The following is an 11572-nucleotide window of genomic DNA, read 5'->3' as shown; positions in this document are numbered from 1 at the left end:
AGGGGTATCGTGTCGGGCGATATGAAGCGAGGTGCAATGACAGGGGTGGGATGACTCAGCGCAAGAGCAAGGCGGACCGGCGGCTCGACCTCATCGAGGCGGCCCACAGGGCGATGCTCCTGCACGGCGCCGAAGGGGTACACCTCAACCAGATCGCCGAGGAGGCGGGTCTTACCTCCGGCGCGGTGCTCTACCACTACCCCGACCTGCGCGACCTGCTGATCGAGGCTCAGCACGCCGGCATGGAGCGCTTCTACGAGCGGCGCATGAAGAAGATAAGCGGCATCTCCGACCCGGCGGACAAGCTCATCGTCACGATCCGCTCGGGCCTGCCCGACGGCCCGGACGACGCGGGGGTGCGACTGCTGTGCGAGCTCGGCGGCGCGGCCGGCCGCAACCGCGTCTACGCGGCGCTGCTGACCACGCTGTTCGACCGGCAGGTGTCGATGTACCAGACGATCCTGGAGACGGGCGCCGCCCACGGTGTCTTCACGCTGGCGCAGGACTCCGAGACCATCGCCCGCAACCTCGTCGCCCTCGAGGACGCGTACGGCTACCGCATCGTCGCCCGGCACCACTCCATCGACTCCGACAGGGCCGTCGAGCTGATCCTCGACTACGCCCGCCTGGCCACGGGCAACCCACTCAGGACGGCTGACCGCCGCTGACCTCCGTCGGGACGAGGGCGGCGTCGTCGGCGTCCCAGGTGACGACGACCTCGGCGCCGGTCTCGACCCTGGCCCGCCCCTGCGTGGCCGCGAGCAGGTTGCGGTCGTGGCCCGCCAGGCTCAGCGCCACGTGGGAGACGCCACCGTAGAAGCTGACGTCGACGACCCGGCCGCGCAGCATCCCCTGATCCTCCGTGACAGGGTCGAGGCGGATCCGTTCCGGCCGTACCGCGAGCATCGCCGTCTCGCCCTCCACGGGCCCCGCGGGCGCGGGGAGCACGCCCAGCCCGTCCACCTCCAGCCCCTTTTCCGTCACCTTGCCGGTGAAGAGGTTGTTGGCCCCGATGAAACCGGCCACGAACGGCGTACGCGGCCGTTCGTAGAGGTCCGCGGGAGCGTCCACCTGCTCGACCCTGCCGCCGTTCATGACCGCGATCCGGTCGGCGAGCGACATGGCCTCCTCCTGGTCGTGGGTGACCACGACGAAAGTGATGCCGACCTCGTGCTGCAGCCGCTTGAGTTCGAGCTGCATCTCCGAGCGGACCTTCTTGTCCAGGGCGCTCAGCGGCTCGTCGAGCAGCAGCAGCCGGGGGCGCTTGACGACGGCCCTGGCCAGGGCGACCCGCTGGCGCTGCCCGCCGGACAGCTCGTGCGGCCTGCGGCGGGCCTGTGCGGTCAGGCCGACGGTCTCCAGCACCGCGGCGACCCGCTCCCGGATCTCCGCGCGGGGCAGCCGCTCCCGCTCCAGGCCGTACGCCACGTTCTTCTCCACGCTCATGTGCGGAAACAGGGCGTACGACTGGAACATGAGGTTGACCGGGCGGCGGTGCGCGGGGATCGCGAGCAGGTCGGACTCGTCGAGCCGCACCGAGCCGGTGTCCGGCTGCTCGAACCCGGCGAGGATCCGCAGCAGGGTGGTCTTGCCACAGCCGGACGGCCCCAGCAGGGCGAAGAACTCGCCCTGCCGGATGTCGAGGCTGACCGAATCGAGGGCGGTCACCTCGCCGAACCGGCGGCTCACGCCGTCGATGGATATGAGAGTCATCGCAGTGCCTCGGTCAGTCTGGTCAGGCGCTGCGCGACGATCACGACGGTGAAGCTCACCGCGAGCAGAAGCGTCGCCAGCGCGTTGATCTCTGGGGTCACGCCGAACCGCACCATGGAGTAGATGACGATCGGCAGCGTCGGCTCGGACGGAGCCGCGGTGAAGAACGCGATCACGAACTCGTCCAGCGAGAGCGTGAAGGCGAGCAGCGCCCCCGCGACGATGCCCGGGGCGAGCGTGGGCAGCGTGATCTTCACGAACGTCGTCAGCGGGGCCGCGCCGAGGTCCCGGGACGCCTCCTCCAGGGACGTGTCCATCCCGCCGAGCCTGGCCCGTACGACGGCCGTGACGAAGGCCATGCCGAAGACGGTGTGCGCGATCAGCACGGAGTGCAGCCCGAGCGTCAGCTTGATCGCGGTGTAGAACACCAGGAGTCCGATCGCGATGACGAGATCGGGCAGGATCGCGGGAAGGGTCGAGAGGGCGTCGAGCAGCCGGGAGCGGGTGTGGCGCGCCAGGCCGACCGCGAGCAGCGTGCCGAGCACCGTGGACAGCACCGTCGAACCGAAGGCGACGATCAGCGTGTTCACCAGCCCGGTGCGGATCGAGTCGTTCTCCGCCAGCCTGCCGTACCAGTCCAGGGAGAAGCCGCCCCACGTGTAGGGCGACTTGTTCCGGTTGAACGACATCACGACGAGCACGACGATCGGCGCGTACAGGAACAGGTAGGTCAGCCAGAAGGGCAGCCGGAGCCAGCCGTGTCTACGCACCGCGTCCCGCCCTCCGCGAGGCCCACGCCTGGGCGAACAGCAGCAACACGAGCACGGCGATCACGGCCAGCGCCAGCACCGAACCGAACGGCCAGTCGCGCGCCTTGAGGAACTGGTCGCGGATGAGGTTGCCGACCATGATCCGGCGCCCGCCGCCGAGAAGCTCCGGGATCACGAAGTTGCCCAGGCTCGGCACGAACACGAACACGCAGCCGGTCAGCACGCCGGGCAGCGACAGCGGAAGCGTGACCGACCAGAACGTCCTGGCCGGCCGCGCGCCCAGGTTCGCCGAGGCCTCCCGCAGTTCCGGGTCCAGCTTCTCCACGGCCGAGTACAGCGGGAGGATCATCAGCGGGAGGTAGGCGTAGAGCAGCCCGGCGACGATGGCGCCGTCCGTGTAGAGCAGTTTCACCGGCTCCAGCCCGAGTGCCTTCAGCCCGGAGTTCACCGGCCCCTCGGAGTTGAGCAGCACGATCCAGGCGTAGGTGCGGATGAGGAAGTTCGTCCAGAACGGCAGCACGACCGCCACCAGGGCGATCACCTTCCACCGGGCGGGCAGCTTCGCGATCAGGTACGCCGTGGGATAGCCGAGCAGCAGGGCGAGCAGCGTCGTGATCGCCGCGAGCTTCACCGACCCGATCACCACGTCGAGGTAGAGCGGGTCGGCGAGACGGGTGAAGTTCTCCCCCGTCGGCTCGTAGACCACTCCCCCGAACCGGCCCCGCCGGAACACGGTGTAGCTCAGCACCAGCGCCAGCGGGACCAGCATGAAGACGGTCAGGAAGCCGAACCCGGGCCCCATCGTCGCGAGACGGCCGGCCGCCTTCCCGAGAAAGCGGGCGGGCTGTCGGGCCGTCATTGCGCTGCCGAAACCTCGGTGGACAGTCGCGTGTAGGCGGTGGAAGCCTCGCCCAGGTCGACCAGGCTCTCACCCTTGAGCAGCTCGGACGGCGCCTCCGCCAGCGTCGGGTAGCTCTCGAGCAGCTTCGGGTCGACCTTTTCCATGGCCGCCTTGTTGGGGATCCTGTAGAGGATGTTCGCGGGCACCCAGCCGTGCACCTCGGGGTCGAGGATGTAGTTGATGAAGGCGTGCGCCGCCTCCTTGTTCTTGGAGCTCTTGAGGATCACCATCGTGTCCGCCCAGAGGTCGCTGCCCTCCTTAGGCACCACGAACTTGATGTTCTTCTCCGACGTCGGGCACCAGCCGTCCCAGGCCTCGACCATCACGGCCTCGCCGGACTTCAGCCGGTCGCCGAACGTGGTGTCGTCGTAGGCGAGCAGGTCGGGCTTGACCTTCAGCAGCAGTTCCTTGGCCTTGTCGATCGTGGCCTGGTCCGTGGTGTTGACCGAGGCTCCGAGCAGCTTGAGCGCCGGAAGCGCCAGCCACCGCTCGGTGGTCATCATCGTGATCTTCTTCTTCACGTCCTTGGCCGGTTCGAGCAGGTCCTTCCAGCTCGTCGGCGGCGTCTTCACCAGGTCGCTGCGGTAGCACAGCCCGGTGGTCCCCCAGGTGTACGGGACGGAGAAGACGTTCCCCTTGTCGTAGGCGAGCTGGGAGGCCTCGGGGTAGAGGTTGCTCAGGTTCGGGATCAGATCGCGGTGGAGAGGCTCGAGCAGACCCTGCGCGTTGAGCGCCTGCGCGTACTGACCGGACACGAACGCCACGTCGATGCCGCTGTCGCCGCCGGCGGTCAGCTTGGCCATGATCGTCTCGTTCGTGTCGTGGATGGCGACCTTGGTGTCGAAACCGAGCTTGGCCTTCACTCGCTCCGGCAGATCCTTGGGGCTGTACCCGTCCCAGATGGAGATCGTCAGGCTCTGCTTGGATAGGTCCGCGCTGGCGCTGAGCTTTGTGGGCGCGGAGTCGGTGGCCGCGCCGCCGCCACCACAGGCGGTCAACGCGGAGGCCAGACAAACAGAGGCCACGACGACGGGCACGCGACGTGTCATGGGGGGCTCCCTTGCGTGAGGAATGGCGGCCAGTGTTGCACGATAGCTCAACATGGACAAAACTTCGGATGCCACGTTAAACCTGTAATTTGCTTGTGTTGTTGAATTTACGTTCAGGAGATTGAGTGGACGGCTCCCGTTGGCCGCGGGTGACCGAGGAGCCGGACGGCCTCCTCCTGCTGGAGATCGGCGACGGAGTCACCGGGTGCGTCCTGCGCGATCTGGCGCGCGGGTTCGCTCCGCCGCCCTTCTCGGTGCGGGCGCTGCGGCCGCTGCCGCCGGTGCCTCCGGGAGAGCGGCCGATCACCGTGGACCAGACCAACCAGTCGGTGATCGCGGGTGACACCGTAGTGGTCAAGTGGTTCCCCCGGCCGTCGAGGGCCCCCCATCCTGCGCCCCGCCTGCTCGCGCACCTGGCGGGCTTCGCCCGTACGGCCACGCCGTACGCGGCGGTCTACTGGGAGGACGCGCTGGTCGCCCTGGTGACGGCCTACCTGCCCGAGGCGCGGGACGGCTGGGAGTGGTGCGTCGACGAGGCGGAGGCCGGCCGCACCGGCTTCGCCGCCGAGGTCGGCGCCCTCGCCGCAGAACTGCACCTCGCGATGGCCACCCCGTCCGCGGTCATCCCCGACCCCGTACGGCTGTCGCCGCCCGGCGAGGGCGCGTGGCGGGGCCGCGCCGAGGATGCGCTGCGTGAGGCCCTGGCGCTGACGGACGGCGCGGACGGCGCATGGCTGGCGGGACGGGCCGAGGCCCTGCGCCGCGAGCTGGAGCCCCTCGCCCGCACCCCCGCCACACCGCTGATCCGCGTCCACGGCGACCTGCACGTCGGACAGATCCTGCGCTGGCGGGACGGCTACGCGGTGGTCGACTTCGACGGCAACCCGACCGTGGCGGACGCCGACCCCTACCAGCCCGCGGCCCGCGACCTCGCGCAGCTCACGACGAGCGTGGACCACGCGGGGCAGGTGGCGGTCGGACGCAGGTCCGCCGACCCGGACGCGACGGCCGCCTGGGCCGCCGCGTCGCGCCGTGACCTGACGGCGGCCTACGCCCGGACGCTCGCGCGGGCCGGCCGCGCCGACCTGCTCGACCGGTCGCTGCTGCGGCCGTTCGAGGTCGAGCAGGAGTGCCGCGAACTGATCTACGCCGCCCGCCACCTGCCGCGCTGGCGGTACGCGCCGATGGGCGTGCTGCGGGCCTGGTACGCCTGACCACGAAACGCCCGACTACGAAACGCCTTACGAACGAGGGGATGGACGCGTGGACGCGGGGCTTTTTCTCGCCGACCTGGAGGCGAAGCCGGAGGCACTGGAGGCGCTGGCCGGCCTCCTGGACGGCGGCGATCCGTTCGAGGGGCTGACGCGGCGGTTCGACCGCGTCGTGTTCCTCGGCATGGGCAGTTCGCGCTACGCCGCGGGGGTGGCGGCGCAACGACTGCGGGCGGCCGGGGTGGACGCCGTCGCGGAGTACGCCTCCGCCGCGCTCGGCACCCCGCCCGGCCCGCGCACCGCCGCCGTCGTCGTGTCGGCGACGGGCGGCAGCCGGGAGACGCTCGACGCCCTGGCCCTCCACCGGGGCAGGTCGTTCGTCGTGGCGCTGACCAACCGGCCCGGCTCGCCCGTGACCGAGGGCGCCGACCTGGTCGTGCCGATGCTCGCGGGCGAGGAGCGGGGCGGCGTCGCCTGCCGGACCTTCCAGCACACGCTCGCCCTGCTGCTCACGCTCGCCGAGGGCCCCGACGCCGTGGCGGGCCTCGTACGGCGGGCCGCGGCGGCCACCGCCGACCTGCTGGAGCACCGGCGTGAGTGGCTGGCGGACGCCGTGAGGCTGCTCGACGGGCCGCACGGCGTCTACACGATCGCGCCGGCCGAGCGGTTGTCGTCGGCGGAGCAGTCGGCGCTGATGTTCCGCGAGGGACCGCGCATCCAGGCGGACGCGTGCGAGACGGGCGACTGGGCGCACGTGGACGTCTATCTCACCAAGACCCGCGACTACCGGGCCGTGCTGTTCCCCGGGTCGCGCTACGACGAGCAGGCGATGGAGTGGATCCGCATGCGCGGGTCGCGCGTGCTGGCGGTCGGCGGGGAGGTCGAGGGGCAGGCGGCGGCGGTGCGCTTTCTCCACGACGACGACCCGGACGTCGCCCTGCTCACCGAGACGCTGGTGCCCGAACTCGTCGCCGCGACGCTGTGGGGGCGGTAGGTCCCGGAGGTCAGCTCCCGATGAGCCACCGCGCCGCCCGGCGCAGCAGGGTGCGGCGCACGGGGTTCTCGTACGACCGGGTGTCGTGGCCGAGCGCGTCGTACACGACCCTGCCGCCCGCCACGGTCCTCGCCCACAGCAGGGGCTGGTCCCCCGAGTAGGCCAGCGGCTCCACGTCCGGGAGGACGTCGAGGTCGGTGTAGACCTCGTCGATCACCTCGAAGCCGGTCAGGCCGTCGACGATCGGATGACCGCCGCCGAGCCGGACCCGGGCCGGCCCGATCGGCGGGTGGTACGACTTGCCCCATCTCCAGGCGCCGCCCAGGATCTCGGCCCACTCCGGCCAGTCGTCGAAGCACAGCGAGGCGGTGTGCACGGCGAGCAGCCCGCCGCCCCTCGCGAGGTGATCGAGCAGCGTCCGCCTGACGGAGTCGGGCGTCTCGAAACGCCAGCGGTCCCGCTCCTCCGCGAAGTCGTCGCCGTCGATCCTCCAGCGGAACGCGTTGACCGCGATCAGGCCGGTCGGCGGAGGCCCGGCCAGGGCTCCGGCGATGTCCTCGGTGATCTCCGAGTCGATGCCGATTTCGGCGAGCACGCCCGCGAGGGCGGCCGAAGTGGCCGGAAAGTCGTGGGCCACTCCCCCGGACAGGATGAGGTTGCGCGGCATGCAAGCACGATAGGCCCTGCCCGCGAGCGCCCGGGTCCGTACGCGTGCCGGGACCGTACGCGTGCCGGGCGCGGCGGTTCAGGGCCCGCTGCGGTCGCCCAGCGCGAGCAGGACGTCCCTGAGCAGGTCGGCCAGGGCGCGCGCGGCGTGTTCCGGCACGTTCGCCAGCAGTTCCCGGTGCGCCTCCGTGGTCGCCAGTGACAGTTCCTCGGCTCTTTCGACGCCGAGCGGGGTGAGCCTGACCCACGAGCTGCGCCCGTCCGCCGGATCCGGCTCCCGCTCCACCAGCCCGGCGCCGGCCAGCCGCTGCAGGATGTTGCTCGTCCCCCCGGTGGTGAGCATCAGGTGGGAGGCGAGCCTGCTCGGCTTGAGCCGGTACGGCCGACCGGCCCGGCGGAGGGTGGCGAGCACGTCGAACTCGGCGTAGGTCAGGCCGTGGCGGCCGAGCACCGCCTGCGTGACCTCCTCGATGCGGGCCTTGAGCCGGCTGACGCGCTTGACGATCTCCAGCTGGACGGTCGCCGCCTCCGGCAGCTCGGCCCGCCATCCCTCGATCATCTCGTCGACCCGGTCCCGCTGTCGCATGGGTTGAGCCTAGTCCCTCATGCTGATAGCTTTCTCAAAAGCTTTAGTGAAAGCATTAGGAAAAGAGGCCTGCCATGAGAACGGTCATCGTCAACGGCACCGTCGTCGACACCGAGCCGTACCCGCACGTCGTACCGGACGCGGCCGTCGTCATCGAGGACGGCGTCATCGTCTCGACCGGCCCGAAGCCGGACGTGTGGCCGGAAGACGCCGAAATCATCGACGCCGCCGGCGGCATCGTGCTTCCCGGCTTCGTGGACACCCATCGCCACGTGTGGCAGAGCGTGCTGCGCGGCATCGCGGCCGACGCGACGCTCGGCGCGTACCTCGACCTGGTCCTCGGCACTCTGACCCCGGCGTTCCGCGCGGAGGACGTGTACGCCGCCGACCTCTGGGGCGCGATCGAGGCGCTCAACGCCGGCGTCACCACCGTCTACGACTGGTCGCACATCCAGCTCACCCCGGACCACACGGACGCGGCCGTCGAGGCGTTACGCGAGTCCGGGGTGAGGGCGGTCTTCGGGTACGCCCATCGGGGCACGGGCGACACCGACCGCGCCGAGGACGAGGTGCGGCGGGTCCGCTCGGCGCTCCTGCCGTCCGACGACGGCCTGGTCACTCCCGCCTTCGCCGCCTGGGGCCCGGTCTACGGCTCGGTCGAGGCGGCGCGGGCCGACTGGGCGCTCGCCCGCGATCTCGGCCTGCGGGTCAGCCTGCACGCCACCGGGGAGGGCCCGGTCGAGCGACTGAACGCGGCCGGCCTGCTCGGCCCGGACGTGCTGTTCGTGCACTGCAACGGCATGCCGGACGAGTCGCTGAAGCTGATCGCCGGCAGCGGCGGCACGGCCTCGGTGGCCCCGGCGGTGGAGTCGCAGATGGGACACGGCCACCCCGAGACCGGCAGGCTGCGGTCGTACGGGATCACCACGGGACTCGGCGTGGACACGGTCACCGACGTTCCCTGCGACATGTTCTCCGTGATGCGTGCGGCGTTCGCGGCCGGACGCGCCCGCCAGGACGGGCCCGCTCTCACCGCGGCGGACGTGCTGCGCATGGCCACGATCGAGGGCGCGGCCGCGCTGGGCATCGACGGCAGGACCGGCTCGCTGCGCCCCGGCAAGCAGGCCGACATCGTCATCCTGGACGCCGGGGCCCCCGGCCTCGCGCCCGTGCACGACCCGGTCGCCTCGGTCGTCACCGCGGCCGACACCGCCGCCGTGGACACGGTGCTGGTCGGCGGGCGGATCGTCAAGCGCGGGGGCCGCCTGCTGGGCGTGGATGTGGACCGCGCCCGCGACCTCGCCGTACGGGCGGCCCGGCACGTGACCGCGCAGGCTCGGACTACATCCGCGAGGTGACGTTTTTGCTCCGGTGACAACCGCCCTTTCGGGTGAGACCTTGAGTCGAAGCTATCCGAGGGGGCGGCGTCATGAACGCCTGGTCGGTGCCGGGCTACCGGGAGGTGCGCGAACTCGGCGCGGGCGGTGCCGGGCGGGTCGTGCTGGCGACCTATGTCACCACCGGCGCCTACGTGGCGATCAAGTACCTGCGCGAGGAACTGCGGCGGGATCGGCGCTTCCTCGCCGGGTTCCGGCACGAGGCCCGGGTCATGGTCGAGCTGAGCGATCCCGGCATTGTGCGCCTGTACGAGTACGTCGAGGCGCGCGACGGCGCGGCGATCGTCATGGAACTCGTCGACGGGGTCTCGCTGCGCGGGATCCTCGCCGAACACGGTTCGACCAGCCCGGAAGCGGCGCTGGTGGTGCTGAAGGGCTCGCTGTCGGGCCTGTCGGCCGCGCACTCCGCGGGAATCGTCCACCGGGACTACAAACCGGAGAACGTGCTGATCCAGGCCGACGGGACGAGCAAGCTGTCGGACTTCGGCATCGCGACGCCGAGCGGCTCGGCGGAGGACCCCGCGGGCACGCCGCCCTACATGGCTCCCGAGCAGTGGTACGGCGGGCTCGCCGGCCCGGCCGCCGATGTCTACGCGGCCACCTGCGTGTTCTACGAGTGCCTCACCGGGCGCCGGCCGTACCGGGCCGACGACCTGACGGCGCTGCGCATGCTGCACCGCGGCGCTCCCATTCCGGCGGCGGACGTGCCGGGCTCGGTGCGGGGCCTGATCACGCGCGGCATGGCCAAGAACCCGGCGGACCGGCCGCCGACGGCGCGGGCGTTCATCGCCGATCTGGAGACCGCCGCGACCGCCGCGTACGGGCCCGACTGGGAGCAGCGAGGCCGCCGCCACCTGGCCGAACTGGCGACCCTGCTGGCGCTGACGTTCCCCCTCGCCGCTCCGGCCGAGCCGGTGGAGGCGTCCACGTCCCTCGCCCAGACCGTGCTGGCCGAACGGCTCGCGCGTTTCGCTCCCCGGCTCGTCATCGGCGCCGCCGTGTTGTCCGCCATCGTGATCGCGGCGGTGGTCGCGGCCAACCGGCAGACCCCGGTCGCGCGGGACACCCTGCTCACCCCGCCGCCGCACAGCGCCCTGGCGGTGCCTCCCCCGGCCGCCGGCCCTCCGGCCGCCGTTGTCCCGGAGGCGGACGTCCCGGCGGATGTGCCTGCTGGGGACGCCCCGGCCGCGGACGTCCCGCCGGACGAGAACGTGGGGACGACGCCGCCCGAGCCGTCCGGCACACCGGTGTCCACCGGGGAGGCCACGCCGCCGGATCCTTCGGATCCTTCCGAGCCGCCGGGTCCTTCCGAGCCGGCCGTCACCCCGTCCCACATGGGCGCGACCGCGCCGCCGGGACCGGTGCGGGTCACGGGCCTCGGCATCGCGGCGTTCGACGGCCAGGCGGTCACGGTCGACGTACGGGCCGGCACGACGGCCCGGGTCCTGCTCACCGCGCGCTTCGCCTCCGGGCCGTCGCCGGACGCGCTCGTCGCCACTGCGCCGCAGACGGTCGCGCTGCGGGGCGCCACCTCCTACCACATCGGCCTGCAGCAGCCCTTCCCCTCTCCCGCCTGCGGGACCACCGTCTACCGGCAGGTCCGGGTGTCCACGGTGCCCGCCGCACGCGGAGGGACCCGTACGCGCACCGAGAAGCTCACCGGGGCGCCCTGCCCCGCGCCCGCCGTCGAGGGCGTGGAGATCGACGCCTGGGACGGCACGACGGCCGTCGTCGGGGTCAGGTCGGCCACGAAGGACCCGGTGGACCTGCACGTCGCCTTCGTCCGCAGGGTCACGTACGCCGGCCGGACCAGCACCGCACGGGACGCGGAGGACCGCACGCTGTCCGGGTCGCGCCGGTACGCCGAGCGGTTCACCGCGACGTTCGGCGCTCCGCGCGGCGTGCCCCGATGCGGCTACGTGGAGGTCCGGAGCGTGTCGGTCACGGCGTCGCCGGGCGGCACCACCAGGTCGGCCACCAGGACCGTCACGGGCCCCCGGTGCCCGGAGCCGCAAGGGTCCCCTTCGGGCGCCTCAGGCCCCGGGAAGGAGAGCCCGAGCCCGCCCACCACGCCCGACCCGCGCGAGAGTCCGTCCTCCGGCCCGCCCAGAAGCCCGGCGCCGGACAACCCCGGGTCGGACAACCCCGGGTCGGACAACCCCGGGTCGGACAACCCCGGGTCGGGCGATCCCCGGCCGGACGATCCCGGGCCGCGCAACCCGGGCCGGCAGAGTCCCGATCCGCAGGACAGCCCGCCCCCTCCGGTGATCACTTGACACGGGCGA

At 71.9% G+C, this 11572-nt stretch carries 11 protein-coding genes; 5 read left to right on the top strand and 6 right to left on the bottom strand.

Going from position 1 to position 11572, the window contains the following annotated elements:
• The first annotated feature begins 50 nt into the window (after positions 1 to 50).
• The gene (locus ACQPZZ_RS11375) at positions 51 to 668 is read left to right on the top strand and encodes a TetR/AcrR family transcriptional regulator (RefSeq protein WP_432931410.1); all 618 of its coding nucleotides are present in this window, start codon (positions 51 to 53) and stop codon (positions 666 to 668) included.
• Here the strand turns inward: ACQPZZ_RS11375 and ACQPZZ_RS11370 are convergent.
• The 4 genes from ACQPZZ_RS11370 to ACQPZZ_RS11355 are packed head-to-tail and all read right to left on the bottom strand — an operon-like array spanning position 646 to position 4433.
• Complete coding sequence (locus tag ACQPZZ_RS11370) at positions 646 to 1713, bottom strand: ABC transporter ATP-binding protein (protein WP_432931408.1); 1068 nt, start codon at positions 1711 to 1713, stop codon at positions 646 to 648. The two genes, ACQPZZ_RS11375 and ACQPZZ_RS11370, sit on opposite strands and share 23 nt — an antisense overlap.
• Positions 1710 to 2483, bottom strand: coding sequence for an ABC transporter permease (locus ACQPZZ_RS11365; protein WP_363646317.1), 774 nt, complete (start codon positions 2481 to 2483; stop codon positions 1710 to 1712). Before ACQPZZ_RS11365 ends, ACQPZZ_RS11370 begins: the two co-directional genes overlap by 4 nt.
• On the bottom strand, positions 2476 to 3342 hold the full coding sequence (locus ACQPZZ_RS11360; protein ID WP_363646316.1) for an ABC transporter permease: 867 nt from the start codon (positions 3340 to 3342) through the stop codon (positions 2476 to 2478). The genes ACQPZZ_RS11365 and ACQPZZ_RS11360 overlap by 8 nt, the downstream gene beginning before the upstream one ends.
• Entirely contained in the window at positions 3339 to 4433 is a 1095-nt protein-coding gene (locus tag ACQPZZ_RS11355; RefSeq protein WP_432931405.1) for a polyamine ABC transporter substrate-binding protein, read from the bottom strand. Before ACQPZZ_RS11355 ends, ACQPZZ_RS11360 begins: the two co-directional genes overlap by 4 nt.
• A gap of 125 nt (positions 4434 to 4558) precedes the next feature.
• Between ACQPZZ_RS11355 and ACQPZZ_RS11350 the strand changes: the two genes are divergently transcribed.
• Positions 4559 to 5647, top strand: coding sequence for a hypothetical protein (locus tag ACQPZZ_RS11350; protein WP_432931403.1), 1089 nt, complete (start codon positions 4559 to 4561; stop codon positions 5645 to 5647).
• Positions 5648 to 5696: 49 nt separating this feature from the next.
• Positions 5697 to 6638 (top strand): SIS domain-containing protein, encoded by a 942-nt coding sequence (locus tag ACQPZZ_RS11345; protein ID WP_432931401.1) that lies wholly within the window; start codon positions 5697 to 5699, stop codon positions 6636 to 6638.
• Positions 6639 to 6648: 10 nt separating this feature from the next.
• Here the strand turns inward: ACQPZZ_RS11345 and ACQPZZ_RS11340 are convergent, their stop codons facing one another.
• Both ACQPZZ_RS11340 and ACQPZZ_RS11335 read right to left on the bottom strand, forming a co-directional pair.
• On the bottom strand, positions 6649 to 7305 hold the full coding sequence (locus tag ACQPZZ_RS11340; protein WP_432931399.1) for a ThuA domain-containing protein: 657 nt from the start codon (positions 7303 to 7305) through the stop codon (positions 6649 to 6651).
• Between the two features lie 78 nt (positions 7306 to 7383).
• Positions 7384 to 7890, bottom strand: coding sequence for a MarR family winged helix-turn-helix transcriptional regulator (locus ACQPZZ_RS11335; RefSeq protein ID WP_432931397.1), 507 nt, complete (start codon positions 7888 to 7890; stop codon positions 7384 to 7386).
• 74 nt (positions 7891 to 7964) lie between these two features.
• On the opposite strand from ACQPZZ_RS11335, the gene ACQPZZ_RS11330 reads away from it, so the two are divergent.
• Positions 7965 to 9248: an amidohydrolase family protein gene (locus ACQPZZ_RS11330; protein WP_432931395.1), complete on the top strand. Its 1284-nt coding sequence runs from the start codon at positions 7965 to 7967 to the stop codon at positions 9246 to 9248.
• Between the two features lie 71 nt (positions 9249 to 9319).
• Positions 9320 to 11563, top strand: coding sequence for a serine/threonine-protein kinase (locus ACQPZZ_RS11325; RefSeq protein ID WP_432931393.1), 2244 nt, complete (start codon positions 9320 to 9322; stop codon positions 11561 to 11563).
• Positions 11564 to 11572: the final 9 nt, after the last annotated feature.

The organism is Microbispora sp. CA-135349 (genome assembly GCF_050947365.1).
GTDB lineage: Bacteria > Actinomycetota > Actinomycetes > Streptosporangiales > Streptosporangiaceae > Microbispora.
Note: the sequence above shows the minus strand (reverse complement) of the source record. Positions and strands in the feature narration are given on the sequence as shown.

Bases quoted from the DNA above. Each gene is read 5' to 3' on its own strand.
- ACQPZZ_RS11330 (WP_432931395.1), top strand. From the start codon at position 7,965: ATGAGAACGGTCATCGTCAACGGCACCGTCGTCGACACCGAGCCGTAC.
- ACQPZZ_RS11370 (WP_432931408.1), bottom strand. From the start codon at position 1,713: ATGACTCTCATATCCATCGACGGCGTGAGCCGCCGGTTCGGCGAGGTG.
- ACQPZZ_RS11335 (WP_432931397.1), bottom strand. From the start codon at position 7,890: ATGCGACAGCGGGACCGGGTCGACGAGATGATCGAGGGATGGCGGGCC.
- ACQPZZ_RS11340 (WP_432931399.1), bottom strand. From the start codon at position 7,305: ATGCCGCGCAACCTCATCCTGTCCGGGGGAGTGGCCCACGACTTTCCG.
- ACQPZZ_RS11375 (WP_432931410.1), top strand. From the start codon at position 51: ATGACTCAGCGCAAGAGCAAGGCGGACCGGCGGCTCGACCTCATCGAG.
- ACQPZZ_RS11360 (WP_363646316.1), bottom strand. From the start codon at position 3,342: ATGACGGCCCGACAGCCCGCCCGCTTTCTCGGGAAGGCGGCCGGCCGT.
- ACQPZZ_RS11355 (WP_432931405.1), bottom strand. From the start codon at position 4,433: ATGACACGTCGCGTGCCCGTCGTCGTGGCCTCTGTTTGTCTGGCCTCC.
- ACQPZZ_RS11325 (WP_432931393.1), top strand. From the start codon at position 9,320: ATGAACGCCTGGTCGGTGCCGGGCTACCGGGAGGTGCGCGAACTCGGC.